Raw genomic sequence first — 15163 nt, 5'->3', positions numbered from 1 at the left:
GCGGTGTCTGGCGGGCGGGCGGCCGAGCCCGGTGCTGGGGGTTCAGCCGGAGGCCACGCGGGGGAGTTCGGCGCGGGGGAGCTCCGCGCGGCGGACGGCGGGGGAGGCGAGGACCTCGCCGCGTTCGGCCTTGAGGAGGGCCAGGCAGGCGGGTACGGGCTTCCAGGAGCCTGATCAGGTCAGGAGTCCTGGACGAGCAGCCTGCCCTGGGCGCCGTCCTCGGACACGAAGGCGAACAACCTCGGCGACGAGCCGAGATTGAGCTGGAACGGCACCCAGTTCGAGTCCAGCTGCAGCAGCAGCCGCCAAGGGCCGCCCTCCGGCCACTCGTCGCCCTGGAAGAACAGCGGTGTTCCGCCGATCTTGTCGCCGTCCATCAGCTCGATGCAGCGGTCCCGGTCGGCGGAGGGCAGGGAGTCGAGTTCCCCGTCCGTCATGGAATCGGGCTCGTCGGCGGGGCGGAGGTCGACGGTGAACTCCACCTCCGACCCGTCGACTCCGTACAGCCCGGGGCCGGTCAGCAGTGGGCGCACCGGGCCGGCATAGCCGCCGCCCGGCTGCACGATCACCGCGTTCTCGCCGCCGTCGGGGTCGATGATGTCGGGGTCGAAGAAGTGCTCCTCGTGATCGGCGTGGGTGACGAACACGTAGGCGACCTTTCCGTCGCCGGCCGCTCCGATCACCGGGCCCAGCTCGATCTGACCGACGAACCGCATCGGCCGGTCCCATGCCGCGCTGATCGGCCACTGCGGGCCGGCCAGCCACACGGGCTGGCCGCCGAACTTGGTGGTCGGCGTGGAGATCAGCCGGCCGGTCGCGGAGAAGCCCTTGATGCGCTGTGTTCTCACCATGCCGGGCATCATGCCAAGTGACAGCGACATCACTGCCGCAGGTTGCCTGGACCGCCGCCGCGGGGCCGTCGCCCGGGTCCCGGTGCTCACCGGCCGGGTGCCCGGCGGCCTGGTCCAGGCCCTGCTGAGCATCAACCGCGAGCCCGTCAGGTGAACGGGGCCGCGGTCATCGGGGCCCCGGACTCCTTCGCCGTCTCGACCATGCCCCGGCCTCGTCCCGCAGAGGCGAGTCCGAGGACAGGCCCTACGCCAGGCGCGTCGCGGCCAGGGCCAGGGCGCGGTCGAGTGCCGCGTCGGCGTCGCAGGGGACGTCGGGCTGGACGCCGACGCCCTCCCAGTTGGTGCCCGAGACCGGGTTGACCGCGCGGGCGAAGGGCACGCTGAGCTCCAGGTGCGGGTGCACCGTAAAGCCCTCGCGCGGGTGGGCGCCGCCGCGGGTGACCTCCCCGACGACCTCGGCGCGGCCGAGCTGCTGCAGGTCGTAGGCGAGTTCCTCGCCCCCGGAGAAGGTGTCCGCGCTCGTCAGCACGTAGATCGGCTTGGTGCCGCCGAAGCGGGCGCCGGGGACGAACGGGGGCGTCCAGGACTGCGCGCCCACCTCGTCCTTCCGCGAGAACATGGTGTTCAGGTGGGTGCGGCCGTCGAGCAGGTAGGCGCAGACGAAGGCGACCGTGTTCGGGTCGCCGCCGGTGTTGCGGCGCAGGTCCAGGATGAGGGCGCGGGCGGGGGCCACCAGGGAGAGCGCCGCGGTCAGCGGCGGTGCCGCCCAGTCCAGCGGGAACAGCTTGGGGCCGATCTCCAGGACCGCGACGCCGTGGTCGAGGAGTTCCACGCGGGGAACGCCGTTCAGGAAGGTGTCGAACTCCCTGCGCACCATGGCGAGTACCGCCGCGCCCGGCTCCGGCGGCACCGGCACGGCGTGGTACTTGAGGCCCAGGTGCAGGTCGCCGTTGACGGACCGCAGGTCCGCGGTGACCGCTTCGGACAGCTCCTCGGCGGATTCGGTCCGGTAGGCGCCCTCGGCGCTCCGGCCCCTCAGCAGGTCCGCCAGCTGCCCGGCGACGTCGGGGAAGACGTAGTTCTCACGGACCAGGTCGGCTATCGACTCGACGAGGGTGACGGTGTCCAGGGCGGACGGCGTTGTGGTGGAGGTCATGGAGAGGCAGTAGACCAGCGACTTGCCAAAGCGTCAACCGTACTTAACGCTTGATCAGATGAGTCACCGACCGGACGAGACCGTCCAGCAGATCAGCGCGCCGCTGCAGCACGCCGCGCTCGCCCACCCCCTGCGCCAACGCCTGCTCTTCGCCCTGAGCAGCCGTCCGTCGACGATCAGCCGGCTCGCCGCGCAGCTCGGGGCGAACAAGGGCAGCGTCTCGCACCACCTCAGGGTGCTGGGCGAGGCGGGGCTGGTCCAGGACGCGGGAACGCGACGGGTGCGCGGCGGCACCGAGAAGTACTACCGGCGGACCGCCGATCGCTTCTTCGTCGCCGAGCCGCAGGTCGAGGGTACGGCCGCGCTGTTCGGCGCCGTCGCCCAGGAGTTGGACCGCTCGCCCGTCGACCACCTCCTGGCGCTGCGCCACCTCCGACTCAGCCCGGCCAAGGCGGCGCGGCTCGTCGAGGCGCTGGCCGGACTGGTCGACGAGACGGAGGAGGACGCGGAGGGCGAGCCGGTGTACGGCCTGCTGGTGACGCTCTACCAGCAGGCCGGGGCGTAGGGGCGGCCTGCTCGGCCAGGAGGGGGCGAGGGGGCCGGGGCCGTCAGCGCAGGGTGACCTCGCGGGGGCCGTTGAAGGGGGCCAGGGACAGGACGGTCTTCGGGGTGCGCAGCGCGTCGTGCTCGGAGAAGAGCCGGCGGACGGCGGGGAGGTCGACCGGGCCGACGGTCAGGTGGGCGACCTCGTCGTACGGGGCGTGGGGGGTGTTGGTGGAGCCGGTGCCCCAGGTGTCCCAGAGGAGGGTCTCGACCTTGTTCAGGGCCGCGAGGTCGAGCCGGGTGGAGTGGGCGACGAACCACTCGCCGTTGAGCGGGCCCTCCTCGGGCGGGTGGACGCCGAAGGAGCCGGCGGTGGACCTGTCGGCGCGGATCGTGCGCCAGGCCCGGCCGGCGACCAGGAAGCGGTCGCGCGGGACGTCCATCGGGTCGAAGTCCACCCGCCAGGCGGCGGCGACCTTCGGGTCGGCCAGCTGAGGGTCGGCGAGCAGCCAGCCGCGCCGGTCGTCCCAGTACTCGGTGGCCACGTGGTCGCAGTGGAAGCCGTCCGGGCCGAGGTAGCCGGCGAAGCCGCAGCGCAACCGGGCCGGCACGCCGACGTGGCGGAGGAAGGAGCAGAGCAGCAGCGCCAGGTCCCGGCAGACGCCGACGAAGCGGTCGGCGGGCGCGCGCGGGTGGTTGAGCGGGGCCGGGTCGCGGTCGGTGATCAGGTGCAGGATGTCGTCGAGGTAGCGGGTCTCGGCGTCGTGGTGGAGCCGGTTCGCCGGAATGGGGTGGTGGAACAGCCAGCCTTCGAGGCGGTGGATGATCAGGTCGCGGGCGATCCGGGCGAGGCGGCGCGGATCCTTGGGGAGGTCGGCGTAGCGGGGGAGGTGGGCGCCGGGGTCGGAGAAGGTGCTCTGCCCGAGGTAGAAGGCGGGGAAGTCGGCGGAGGGCACGGGGAACTCCCATGGGGCTTCGGCCGCATGATCGATGACTGGGCCGCTGGTCCTCACCGTGGCAAATTTCGGGGGCGATTGTCCAGAAGAGACCGATGGGCAGGGGTGGTTCGGCCCATCGGGGTGGTCGGCTCGGTCCAGCAGGTGGGGGTGGTCCAGGCAGGAGGGGTGGTCCAGGCGGGAGGGATGGTTCAGCGGGTCGGGGTGGGAGCGCCGCCGCCGTCGACGTGCTCGACCCGGACGCCGGACAGGTTCCGGGACCAGGCCTTGGCGAGCGGGGCGAGACGGGCGGCGGAGAGCGGGGCGGGGCCGAGGCCGATCGGGAGGTGGAAGCGGCCGTCGGCGGTCCGGTACGGGTGGGGCCAGGCGTGCAGCCGGGTGGCCCCGGCGTCCTCCAGGGCGGCCAGCAGGGCGCGGACGCGGCCCCGGGCGAGGCCGAGCGACTCCTCGTCGGCGCTGACCACGGCCCAGGCGGCGTGCCGGCGGTGCAGCGGGGGAGCGGCGAGCAGGGCGGGCCACGGGGGTTCGGCGGCCTCGGTGGTGAGTTCCCAGGCGCGGTAGAGCTCCTCGGTGAGCAGGTCGCGGGTGTCGGCGCTGACCTGGGTGGTGCAGCTGCGGACCGGGGCGGAGGGGGTGAGGACGGTGAGCGGGCCCGAGGAGGGCGGCGTCGGACCACCCGTGAGGGCGACGGGCCGGCGCCAGTCCCAGCCCGCCCAGGTCTCGGTGAAGCGCTGGAAGAGGTCGTCCTCGGGGCCGTCGGGCGCCTCCAGGACCGTCCGGGCGGCCAGCACCGACCAGGCGAGCGAGGGCAGTTGGCCGAAGGGTGCCGAGTCCAGGCCGCGCGCCCGCGCCCAGGCCTTGACCTGGCGGGCCAGCCGGACGAAGCGGGCGTGGCGGTCGCCGAGCGCCGCCAGGACCGCCTCGGCGTCCGTGACGGCGCTCAGCGCGACGGCCTCCGCCTCGCCCAACTCCGTACGGCGGTCTACGGCTTGGGTCGGATCGAGAGCGCCGGTGAAGACCACCACGAGGTCGACCGACAGGCCGTCGGCGGTCAGCCGGAGCCCCGGCACCCGGGCACCGCGCACCTCGCGCAGCCGCCGGGCCTCCGGCAGCGCGGCCGCCACCCGGGCGCGGACGGCGGGCAGATCGGCGGCGCCGGGCAGCGCCACCACCAGGTCCAGGTCGCCTCCGTCCAACTGGCAGCCGAGCCGTCGGGAGCCGACGGTGTGCACCACGCCCTCGGGCAGGGCCGCCGCGATCCGGCGGGCCAACTCCGTTGCTGCTGAAGCATGTTCGGGCGGCTCCGGGGCCGGTGAGGCGAGCGGCTGCTCGGGCACCGGCCGAACCTCGCCGGTCCCCAGCGAGACCACGGCGCGCGGCCGCATCGGCTCGGTGCCCCGGCGGGAGAGCACCACCAGCTCGCCGACCCGGGCCGAGGCCCCGGTCAGCCGGGCCGCGCAGTCGGCGGCCACCCGCTGCGGGTCGGCGCTGCGCCCGAGGCTCAGGTGCGGGGTGAAGCCCTCGGCCCGGCCGCGGCAGCGCGGGAAGCGCCGTTCCAGCGCGTGCCGCAGCGCCGACCAGGGTGCGGCGGAGGCGGCGGCCGGGTCCAGCCAGACGGTGGCGTCCTCGCGGTGCCCGAAGGTGTGCACGCCCTCCAGCCGGGCGGTGAACGGCGCCACCTCGGCGGCGGCCGCGCCCAGCAGCGGCAGGGCGCGGTCGAACTCGGCCTCCGGGACGAAGCCGAACAGCAGGTTGACGTGCGGGGGCCAGCGGCGCACCTGCGGGTCGTACGCCTCGCGCAGGCGCTGGATCGGCGGCCAGAGCTCCTCGGGCGGCAGCCAGGCGACGGCGGTGCGGGCGGTGGGCGCGGCGTCGAGGGCCGCGGCTCCGTCGCCGTCGCCGCTTTCGAGGAGGAGGTCGACGGCCACGCCGTAGTGGTCGGAGGGCAGGAGCCCGTCCTCGTCCGGGCGGTCGCCGAGCAGGACGGCCGCGGTGGCGCGGGTGCCGTCGGTGCGGTGCAGGACGCGGTCCAGCCGGCCCGGTCGGCCGGTCAGCGAGGAGACCGCGGCGAGCGGGTTGGCCGTCGGGTCGAAGGTGGGGGTGTCGTCGCCCGGCCCGTGCACCTCGGCCCAGGCGTCCCGCAGGCCGAGCGCGGCGGCCGGGCCGGCCGGGCCGGAGCGGCCGTCGTTGAAGTCCCCGAGCAGCAGCAGCTCGCCCTCCACGCCCGCCAATCCCTCGGCGAGCCGGGCGAGTTCGGAGCGGCGGCGGTCGGCGCCGTCCGGGGAGTGGTCGCTGCTGAGGTGGACTGCGGCGACGGTCAGCGGAGCGCCGGAGGTCCGTACCGCGAGGGCCGTGACGGCCTTGTGCGGGCCCAGCGCGTGCCGCCCGGCCGCCAGCACCGGCAGCCGGCTGAGCAGCAGCAGGCCGTGGTCGTCGACCTCCGGCCCGAGCGGGTCGGCGCCGAGGGTGTACCCGGCGCGGACCCAGGGCGCTGTCAACAGCAGGGCGATCAGCTCCGGCTCGACCTCCTGGAGGGCGATGACGTCGGCGTCGGCGGCCGCCAGCGCGGCGAGCAGCAGCGGGCGGCGCCGGGCGGTGGCGATCCGGTCGGCGTCGTAGCGGTCCCACAGGGTGTTCCAGGTGACCACGCGCAGGCCGGTGGTCGTCGGGGTGCCCTCGGCGGTCTCGGTGGTCTCGCCGGTCCGGGCCGGCCGCCAGCCGCCGTCCGGGTGCCAGGCGTACGGGGTGGTCGCGGTGAAGAAGGGCGCGGGCAGGAGCGGCGGGTCGGTGCGGCGCCCGGCCTCGGTGCGGTCGAGCAGGTCCACGCCCGAGGCGCGGTCCCAGACCCGTACGCCGTCCGCCTCGACCCAGTGCACCCGGTGCCAGGGGATCTCGCCGGAGGCGGTGAAGGCCTCCAGCGGGACGCGCTCGGTGCGGTCGTCGCGGTGGCGCACGCCCAGGGAGAACCGCGCCGGGTCGAAGCGGGCGTCCCAGCGGATGCGCTGGCAGATCTGTTCGATGGGGCGCATCAGTCCTCCTGTTCGTCGAGCGTGCCCGCGGTGTCCTCCACGGTGCCACCGGGGCCGACGTACCAGGTGCGGTGCGCCTGGCCGGGGTAGGGCGGGCCGAAGCGGTGCAGCTGCGCGGTGAGCACCTGGTCGGGCACGGGGTGCGGGCGGACGGCGTTGCGGCGCAGCAGCTCCTCCTCGCCGACCACCAGCACCACCTGGGTGACCAGGGCGTCGCGGCGCTGGGCGACGGCGTGGACGTGGGAGCGCTGCTGGCGGTTGAGCGAGGTGGCGTCCCAGACGGCGGTGGCGCCGGTGGATCCCGCAGGGTCACCGGTGGATTCTCCAGGGCCGGGGGCCGGTGCGGCGGCCAGGGCGGCGTCCAGTCGGGCCAGGCCCTCGCGCAGCACATCGGCGTTGTCGCGCTGGTCGGCGCGCGAGCCCCGGGCGGCGCGCAGGTCGTCCAGGCTGATCCGGGCGGTCACGCCGGTGAGCCCGGCGGCGAAGCTGCTCTTGCCGCTGCCGGAGGGGCCGCACAGGTGGACCAGCCGGGGGAACCGGCCGTCGCGCCAGCGCCAGGTGGCCGCGACGGCCTCCTCGGCGGTGGCGATCCGGCCGAGGGCGTACGCCTCGCGGGCCTGGGCCCAGCAGCGGTCGGCGGCGTCGCGGTCCAGACCGGCCAGCGCCGTCCGCAGCTCGGCCCGCAGCCGGGCGAGCGGAGCCTCGGTGAGCAGCCCGGCGTCCTCGGCGTACAGCGCCGACCAGGCGACCTGCTCGCGCTCCGCCCGTCCGGGGGCGGCGGTCGCCGCGACGGCGTGCAGCACTCCGAGGTCGGCGGCCGCCGAGAGCCGGACCAGCCCGGCGCGGCGCTCCTCGTCCGGGTACGGGTGCTGGAGGGCGGGGTGCAGCCCGACCAGGTCGGCGACCCGCCGGGCCAGCGGCAGCCCGAGCGGCCCGGCCAGCAGCGGTGCCAGCGACTGGCGGCGGGCGGTGCGCAGCGCGGTGGCGAGCACGCCGGCCAGCCGGGCGTCCCCGCCCCGGCCCAGCTCGTCCAGCCGGGCCGACACCTCGGCCAACTCATCGGGGGAGCAGGAGAGTTCGGGTATGCCCAAGGCCGCTGCGAGGGCGGCGGGCTCGGGCAGCGCACCGGAGCGCACGGCCCAGAGCGCGGAGCCCGGGGCGAGCCCGTTCTCCACCACCGCGGCGTGCATCCAGTGGGTGTCGGTACGCACGTGCCGCGGACGGACCCACTTGGCGACCCGCTCGCCGAACTCGGCCCGGGAGAAGCCCCGGACCGTCCGCACCACGTACCCCTCCTGCCGGTCGAGGTCCAACCGCAGGGCGCGCAGGGCCCGTTCGTCGTAGCGGCCGCGCCACAGCACCCGGGGGACGGGCACGCCGAGGCGGCGCAGGAAGCGGACGGTGTCGTCCCAGTCCAGGCAGTGGTCGCCGTCGAGGTCCCCGCCGTCGGTGCCGCCCGTCCAGACCGAGAAGCCGTAGAACCAGCTCTCCAGGTCGGTGTACGGGATCGAGTGCTGGGCGAACAGGTTCTCGCCGCAGATCCGCCAGCCGTCCGGGATGCGCGGGGCGATCCGGCTCTGGAGGCCCTTCACCCAGGCGCGGGAGGGGTGGTGGGCGGAGTCCAGCGAGCGGGCGTGCAGGCCGTCGCGGTAGAGCGTGGTGTTCTCGCCGTCGAGCTTCTCGGTGACGACGACCTCGGCGCCGGCCAGCGCGGACAGGTCCCCGGTCCGTACGTCGTCCGCCGCGGCGCCCGGTGACCAGGGCAGATGCGGCGTCCGGGGGTAGTGCACACGCATGTCCGGCTCCCTGGGCGTTCTTGATCAGGCGGACACTGTAGGAGCCGCCACGGACGCCGGGCCACCGATTTACCGAGCTTCGGAGTGGGTGCGCGGCGGAGCAGGACGCGACGGTACTTGCCGTCGTCGTCACCGCGGTCGGCGAACAGTCCGCGCGGCTCAGAGCGCCCGGCGGAACACCTCCGCCAGGTCGGCCGCGGTGGTGGGGGCGATTCCGGGTTCGTCGACGAGGGCGGTGTCGATGGCCGCCGCGAGCCGGGGCGGCAGCGTGGGCAGTCGGTCGCGCACGGGTACGGGCGGCCGGTGCAGGACGACGGTGACCGGATCGGCGTCCGAGGGGAAGTCGCGCGGTGGCGAGCCGGTGAGCATCCAGTACAGACAGGCGGTCGTGGCCCAGAGGTCGACCTCGGGCAGCGCGTACTTGAAGTCGAGCACCTGGCCGCGCGGCATGAAGGCCGGGCTGCCGCCCAGAGCACCGGTGAGGGTGTGGCCGGAGAGGCCGGCGCTGTCGAACGCCTTGGACAGGCCGAAGTCGGCGACCTTCACGGCCGGGTTCTCCCGCGTCCCGGTGAGCAGGAGGTTCTGCGGTTTGATGTCGCGGTGCACCAGCCCGCGATAGAGGGCCGAGGACCCGTCGGCGTGCCGGACCGGAACCTGCGCGGTGTGGGCGTAGTGCAGTCCGCGGAGCACCTGGAGGGTGATGCCCACCGCGCGGTCGACATCCAGCCGGCCGCCGGACCGGGCCACGAGGTCGGCGACGCTGCCCAGACGGCAGAACTCGCAGGTGAAGTAGAAGGTGCTGCCGTGGGCGCCGGCACCGTGGAAGGCGACGATGTTCGGGTGGCGCAGCGCGCGGGTGCAGGCGAACTCGCGCAGGAAGCCTTCGCGGGCCGAGGGGTCGACGGCGCCGTGCGCCGACAGGGTCTTGAGGGCGAGGAGTTCGCCGGTCTCCTCGTGACGGGCGAGGTGGACGACGCCCTGCCCGCCGCGGCCGAGTTCCTGGAGCACCTGGTAGCCGCGGATGCCGGTGAGCTCCGGCGCCCCGGCCCCGGCCGCGTCGAGCAGCACGTGCAGTGCCTCGACGGGGTCCGGCGTGCGGGCGTCCGCGTCCGGGCCCGGGTCGCCGGCCATGGGCTCCGCCGCGTGGACGGCGACGCGCAGGACCGCGCGCCCGACGCGGATCTCGTCGCCGTCGGACAGGTGCCGCCCGGGCGGCCCCGGCCGCAGTCGCTCGCCGTTGACGTAGGTGCCGTTGCGGCTGCCGAGGTCCCGCACCCGCAGGTGCGGGGGGTCGACGTCGAGTACGCAGTGGTGGCGGGAGGTCCGGGTCTCGGTCGGGGCCAGCCGGATCCCGCACTCGGCCGCCCGGCCGACCAGGCAGGTGGTGCGGCGGCCGAAGACGCGGGCCGCCGCCGGCGAGCCGCGGAGGGTCAGGGTGACGGAGAACGGCATGTCAACGCTCCCGCCGCGGCGCGGCGCCCGGGCCGCCGCCCGCACCCGGCGCCGGGTCCGGTTCCCAGGTGTGGTCCCAGTCGAGCTCCCAGCAGCGGACGGAGTCGAGTCCGGACGCCAGCAGGTAGCGGTCGTCGGCGCTGAGGGCGAGGCCGAAGACCGGGCCCTGGTGTCCGCCCAGGACGCGCAGCCTCCGCTCCCGGTCCAGGTCCCACACGTGCACCTCCTGGTCGGTGAGGCCCACGAGCGCGAACCGGCCGTCGGAGGTCAGTTTCAGCGCGTTGACGAGGCCGGGGTCGCGGAACTCCCGGAGCACCCGGCCGGTGGCTGTGTCGAACACGGCCAGCCTTCCGTACCCGGCGGCCACGGAGTGCCGGCCGTCCGCGGAGATCGCCAGGTGGTGGGAGTTGTAGAGGCCGTCGAGCGAGTAGATCCGACGGCCGCTCGCGGCGTCGTAGCCGTGCACGCCGAGGTGGTCGTGCTCCAGCAGGGTCCGGCCGTCCGGGGCGAAGCGGAAGCCCGCCCGGACGGGGCGCCCGGCATGCCGCCAGAGGCGCTCGCCCGAGGCGAGGTCCCATCCGCAGAGTTCGCCTCGATCGGAGCCCGGTCGGCTGCCGTCCCCGCCGCCGTCCCGGGCGTCGACGGAGGCGGTCGAGGCCCCGTACCGGCCGTCGGGGCTGATCGCCACCGTGGCCACCGGTCCCCGGTGGGCGGGGAAGCGGAAGGCGGGCCCGGGGCGGCCACCGCGGTCCGGCAGGTCCGCGATGTCCCAGCGGCAGAGCCTTCCGCCGTCGTCGCCGGTCAGCAGCCACGGGCCGGCGTCGGCCAGCGCCACGGCCTCGACGCCGTCGGGCAGCAGCGTGACGGTCCGCTCGTCCCGGAGGTCGAACAGCGCGGCCTCCCCGCCGCCGTGGAGGACGGCCCTGGCGCCGTCGTGGGTCAGCAGGAGGGCCTGGCCGGCCCCGGCATCCGAGGCGACCACCCGGTGGCGGCGGGCGTTGGCGGCGTCGCACAGCACGAACCGGTCGTACAGCACCGCGGCGAGGAACCAGCTGGTGTCCCCGGCGAACGCCGTCGCCGCGGGCCTCGCGAGGCGCACGGTGAAGTCGAACGTCTGCCAGGCGCCGCGCAGGCCCGTGGTGCGCCCGTGCCGGCCCAGGGCGTTCCACGCGTGCAGCAGTTCGGGGTGCCGCTCGTGGCCCGGCACCGCCCGCGCGGCGCGCAGGGCGTCCGCCGACCGCGCGTGGCGGCCCTCCCGCAGGAGCCGTTCGCCCTCGCGCATCGCCGCCCTGAACCGCCCGGCGTGGTCGGACAGTTCACCGGCGGCCCGGGGCCTGGCGTACGCCCACGGCGCGCGGTAGCCGGGGACGGGCAGGGGCAGCACGCTGATCCGGCCGTCGCCGAACAGGGGCAGCACGGCGTAGCGGCCGTCGGCGCTCACCGCGAGGACCCGCGTGTGCTGCGACGTGCCGTCGTCGACGGTGCGCAGGCAGCGGCCGGTTGCCGTCTGCACGACCTGCAGCGGCTGGCCGCCTCCGACGACGGCCAGCGAGCCGTCCGGGGTGAGGGCGAGCGCCGAGACGTCCGTCAGCGCGTGGCGCACCTGGGCGGCGATCCGGTTCGCCCGCACGTCCCACAGCACCATCGGCCCGGCCCACACCTGCACGGCGTACATCGCCCCCGGGGCCACGGCGGCCCCTCGCACGAAGCCGCCCCAGGCCGAGTGGTGGGGCTTGGCGCGCGGCTCGGTGAAGACCGCCCCGCACACCCCGGTGGACACCAGCCAGCCGCGGAGCTTGTCGTCGCGCAGGTCGCCGGCCGTCACGGCGAACTCGCCGTCGTCGCTGAGTCCGAGTGCGGTCAACCGCTCCGCCCGGCTCTGCACCGGGCCCAGGAGCCAGGGGGTGTCCAGGCGCCGGAACCACAGGGTGCCGTCGTCGTGCCCGGTGGCGGCGACCGTCCCGTCGGCGCTGAGCGCGACCGCCGCGACGGGACCGGCGGTCGGGCCCGCCGGGAGGGGGAGCCGCCGGCCGCGGGTGAGGTCCCACGCCTCCGGCGGACCCTGCCCGCGGCCCACCAGGCCGATCCGTCCTGCGGCGTCCGTGGCGACGGACACGACGCCCGGCCCCTCGCCCTCCGGCGTCAGCTCGCGCAGGCAGCGGCCGCTGCCCGTCTCCCACAGCCGCAGCCCACCCCGGTGGTCGCCGGACAGCACCAGACCGCCGTCGGCCGACACCGCCAGTGCGGCCACCCCGGCCGGGTGGCCGGCGAGGACCGCCGGGCGCGTCCCCGGGTCGCGGGCGAGCTCCGCCAGTGCCTCGGAGATCTCGGCCGGTTCCGGTTCCCCCGGGGCCGAGGGGCGCAGCAGTTCGGCGGCGCGCTCGCGGTCGCCGCGCTCCAGGTGGACGAGCCCGAGCAGCCGCGCGCCCAGGGCGTCGTCGCCACCGGCCCGGCGGGCGACCTCCAGCTCGGCGACGAGGTCCAGGTCGGTCTTGCGCGCACAACGCCAGCGGTGCAGGCCGAAGTTGAAGGCCGCGACGAGGTGGTGGGGGTCGGCCGTCATCGCCTCCCGCCACCGTGCCTCGGCCTCCTCCGTGCGTCCGAGGTCGAGCAGGGACAGCGCCTGGTTGGAGAGTCCGTCGGCCAGCAGCGCGGCCGGCTCCGGGGCCGGGCGCGGGTACGGCATGCCCGTGAGGTCGCGGTGGACGCCGATCAGGACGTCGGCGGCGTCCGCCGGCCGGGCGGGCCGCGTCGTCGGGTCGGTCGTGAAGCACCGGCGCAGCAGCGCCACGACCGCGGGGGGTACGGGCGGCAGTCGGGGGTCGAGCCGTCCGGTCGCCAGCAGTTCCTCGAACACGGCGTCGGCGATCTGGCCGTACCGGGTCGGCCGGTGGCCGGTGAACATCTCCAGCACCGTCAGCGCCCAGGACCACACGTCCGTCGCGGGCGTCAGCCGGACGGCCCGGCGGCCCAGGGCGGCGAGCGCCTGTTCGGGGGAGCAGTAGGCGGGGGTCATGCCGCCGAAGGTGACGGCTGCCCCGGCGAGGGGTGCGCCGGCGGCGGGTGCGCCGTCGGGGCCCGCCGCACGGGCCCGGGCCAGTCCGAAGTCGGTGACCTTGGCGGTTCCGTCGGGTTCGAGCATGACGTTGGCGGGCTTGACGTCCTGGTGGACCAGGCCGCTGTCGTGGGCGTGCTGGAGCCCCCACGCGGTCTGGACGGCGACGTCCAGCACGCGTGCGAGGGCGGCTTCCCGACTGCCCTCGTAGAGGCGGCCGTCGGCCACCGCCTCGGCGAGGCTGCCGCCGTCGACCCACTCGGCGAACACCCGCGGCAGCCCGTCGACGGTGCGGACGTAGGCGCAGTTCACGGTGTGCGGGTGGAGGCCCAGGCCCACCCAGGTACCGGCCTCGGCCTCGAACCGGAGCCGGCCCGCTTCGGAGGCGACGAGGCCCGGGCGGGGCGTCTTGACCGCGAGGTCGACGTTCCAGCCGCGGTGCCGGACCCGCTGGACGACCCCCATGCCGCCGCTGCGCACGTCGTCGAGCACCTCGTAGAGGTCGAGGACCACGTCGCCGGGCCGCCAGGCGGGGGGCATCGTGCGCCGCATCGTCAGTCGGCCAGTGCCACGTACAGGGGGCTGCCGAGTAGCACCCGCATGTCGGGCCCGGCGTCGAGTTCGGGGTAGGGACTGGGCCCGGTCAGCAGGCGGCGGGCGACGAACTCGACGGTCTGCCGCGGGCCGCGCAGCAGCCGCCCGGCGGTGTGCACCGCGGCCAGGGAGGCCTCCTCGCCAGGGGCTTCGGTGCATTCGCTGTCTTCGGTGCCTTCGGGGGCGAAGGCCGAGGCCAGACCGGCCAGGAGGGTCGGCCCCGAGGAGGGGGCGAACACCTGGGCCTGCGGTGCGGTCGTGCCGAGCACGTGGCCGACGGCGCCGCCGAGGCCGAGGACCGTCCGGTCGGTTCGGCCGCCGAAGTACACCAGCGAGCCGTCGCCGCCGCCGTGGAGGGTGCCCCACTGCATGGGCAGACTGCCGCGGAAGTACGGCCCCGGTTCGTCCACCGATCCGATCTGGTCGGTCTCCTCCAGGTGGCGCAGGACGCGCTCCAGCTTGGCGGTCCGGTCCGGCGCGGGCGTCTCGACGCTCCGCTTGATGTTGAACAGCCTGACGCTCAGGCCTGCTTCGGTGGTGCTCCGGCGGCCGAAGGCGGGGTCGACCTGGGAGAGCAGCATGTCGATCTTGGCGTCGCTGATGTACAGGTAATAGCGCACCGTCACCATATGAGGGTATCCCGTCACCGTCCCGCCGGTCACGGCTTTCGCCGAGAAACCTCGAGGCCGCCCGGTGAGTCAGGGCGGGCGGGTCGTGGGTGCCTCGCGATCGCCAACGCCTGCTGACGGCAGTGAAGTTGACCTTGCCGGACAGCAGGTTGTCCGACGGGGTCCTCGGTCGCGGAGGTGTGGCCGACACGCGGGCAGGAACGTCCCTGCACCCCCGCGCCGCCGCCCCGGGGTGCAATGGGCGCCACCTGGCACACCGTCAACAGGGGAGGCCGACAGGTGGAGACGACGACGAGGGACGCGGACCCGGTCCGGGTCCTGGACGTGACGAGCGCCGACTACCGCCGGGCGTTCGAACTGTTCCTGGCCGGGACGGACGAGAAGCCGATCACCCACGCCCGGCTGAGCGAGATCGTGGCCACCCTGCCGCACCGCCGGGTCCTGCTCGACCTCGGCGCGGGCGACGGCCGCACCACCGCCCACCTGAGCCGCTCCTTCGACCGCACGATCGCGGTGGAACCCAGCGCCGCGATGCGCGAGAAGCTGGGCGTGGCCTGCCCCGACGCCCTCGTCCTCCCGGAACCGCTCGACCGGGTCCACCCGCCCGAGCAGGCCGACCTCGTCCACCTCTCCCACGTGCTCTACTACGTGCCCGAGGCGGACTGGTTCGGCACCGTCAGCCGCGCCCTGGACTGGACGGCCCCCGGCGGCACCCTCCTGGTCGTGCTCCAGAACCCGGAGAGCCCGTGCATGCGGATGGCCGCGCACTTCACCGGCGTCCGCTACGACCTCGCCCCGCTCGCCGACCGCCTGCACGAGCGGCACCCGGAGCACGACTACGCCCTCGAAACCCTCGACCTCCACTACCGGGCGCCCGACCTCGCCGAGGCGGTGGACGTCGCCGAGTTCATGGTCAACGTCGCCGACCTGGCCACCCTCGACCCCCGCCCCTCCCGCGCGGCCCTGGCCGCCTACGTCCAGGAGCACTTCGCCCTTCCCGGCGGCGGCTACGGCATCGGCCACACCCAGGACATGCTCGTCATCCGCCGGGCCGACCGGGCCTGAGTCGCTCCCCGGCCCTCGCCCCCTCCCGGCAGCCCTC

11 protein-coding genes are annotated in these 15163 nt (G+C 75.4%); 3 read left to right on the top strand and 8 right to left on the bottom strand.

What is annotated here, in order from left to right; all coding sequences use genetic code 11:
• Nucleotides 1-179: 179 nt before the first annotated feature.
• A complete protein-coding gene (locus ACFVXH_RS26715; RefSeq protein ID WP_387827825.1) occupies nt 180-851 on the bottom strand; it encodes a hypothetical protein in 672 nt (223 codons plus the stop codon).
• 10 nt (nt 852-861) lie between these two features.
• Here ACFVXH_RS26715 and ACFVXH_RS26710 point away from each other — a divergent pair, with 10 nt between their 5' ends.
• Nucleotides 862-1005, top strand: coding sequence for a hypothetical protein (locus ACFVXH_RS26710; protein WP_159028481.1), 144 nt, complete (start codon nt 862-864; stop codon nt 1003-1005).
• A gap of 90 nt (nt 1006-1095) precedes the next feature.
• Here the strand turns inward: ACFVXH_RS26710 and ACFVXH_RS26705 are convergent, their stop codons facing one another.
• Entirely contained in the window at nt 1096-2007 is a 912-nt protein-coding gene (locus tag ACFVXH_RS26705) for a S41 family peptidase (protein WP_387827822.1), read from the bottom strand.
• A 58-nt stretch (nt 2008-2065) separates the two neighbouring features.
• On the opposite strand from ACFVXH_RS26705, the gene ACFVXH_RS26700 reads away from it, so the two are divergent.
• Nucleotides 2066-2572, top strand: coding sequence for a winged helix-turn-helix domain-containing protein (locus ACFVXH_RS26700; protein ID WP_049652949.1), 507 nt, complete (start codon nt 2066-2068; stop codon nt 2570-2572).
• Between the two features lie 43 nt (nt 2573-2615).
• Here ACFVXH_RS26700 and ACFVXH_RS26695 read toward each other — a convergent pair whose 3' ends face one another.
• From ACFVXH_RS26695 to ACFVXH_RS26670, 6 genes are all read right to left on the bottom strand, one after another.
• Nucleotides 2616-3506: a transglutaminase family protein gene (locus ACFVXH_RS26695; RefSeq protein WP_074002884.1), complete on the bottom strand. Its 891-nt coding sequence runs from the start codon at nt 3504-3506 to the stop codon at nt 2616-2618.
• Between the two features lie 191 nt (nt 3507-3697).
• Nucleotides 3698-6535 carry a poly(A) polymerase gene (locus ACFVXH_RS26690; protein WP_387827818.1) on the bottom strand — a complete coding sequence of 946 codons (2838 nt, stop codon included), beginning with the start codon at nt 6533-6535 and terminating at the stop codon, nt 3698-3700.
• Nucleotides 6535-8331, bottom strand: coding sequence for an RNA ligase family protein (locus ACFVXH_RS26685; RefSeq protein ID WP_387827815.1), 1797 nt, complete (start codon nt 8329-8331; stop codon nt 6535-6537). Before ACFVXH_RS26685 ends, ACFVXH_RS26690 begins: the two co-directional genes overlap by 1 nt.
• A 159-nt stretch (nt 8332-8490) precedes the next feature.
• On the bottom strand, nt 8491-9783 hold the full coding sequence (locus ACFVXH_RS26680; RefSeq protein WP_387827812.1) for a protein kinase: 1293 nt from the start codon (nt 9781-9783) through the stop codon (nt 8491-8493).
• 1 nt (nt 9784) lies between these two features.
• The gene (locus ACFVXH_RS26675; RefSeq protein WP_387827809.1) at nt 9785-13378 is read right to left on the bottom strand and encodes a WD40 repeat domain-containing serine/threonine protein kinase; all 3594 of its coding nucleotides are present in this window, start codon (nt 13376-13378) and stop codon (nt 9785-9787) included.
• A gap of 14 nt (nt 13379-13392) precedes the next feature.
• Entirely contained in the window at nt 13393-14061 is a 669-nt protein-coding gene (locus ACFVXH_RS26670) for a DUF7019 family protein (RefSeq protein ID WP_387827806.1), read from the bottom strand.
• Between the two features lie 279 nt (nt 14062-14340).
• On the opposite strand from ACFVXH_RS26670, the gene ACFVXH_RS26665 reads away from it, so the two are divergent.
• On the top strand, nt 14341-15126 hold the full coding sequence (locus tag ACFVXH_RS26665; protein ID WP_375872929.1) for a class I SAM-dependent methyltransferase: 786 nt from the start codon (nt 14341-14343) through the stop codon (nt 15124-15126).
• Nucleotides 15127-15163 lie beyond the last annotated feature (37 nt).

The sequence above is a fragment of the Kitasatospora sp. NPDC058184 genome (assembly GCF_042883725.1).
In the GTDB taxonomy this organism is placed as follows: domain Bacteria; phylum Actinomycetota; class Actinomycetes; order Streptomycetales; family Streptomycetaceae; genus Kitasatospora.
This window is presented reverse-complemented; position numbering and strand designations above follow the sequence as displayed.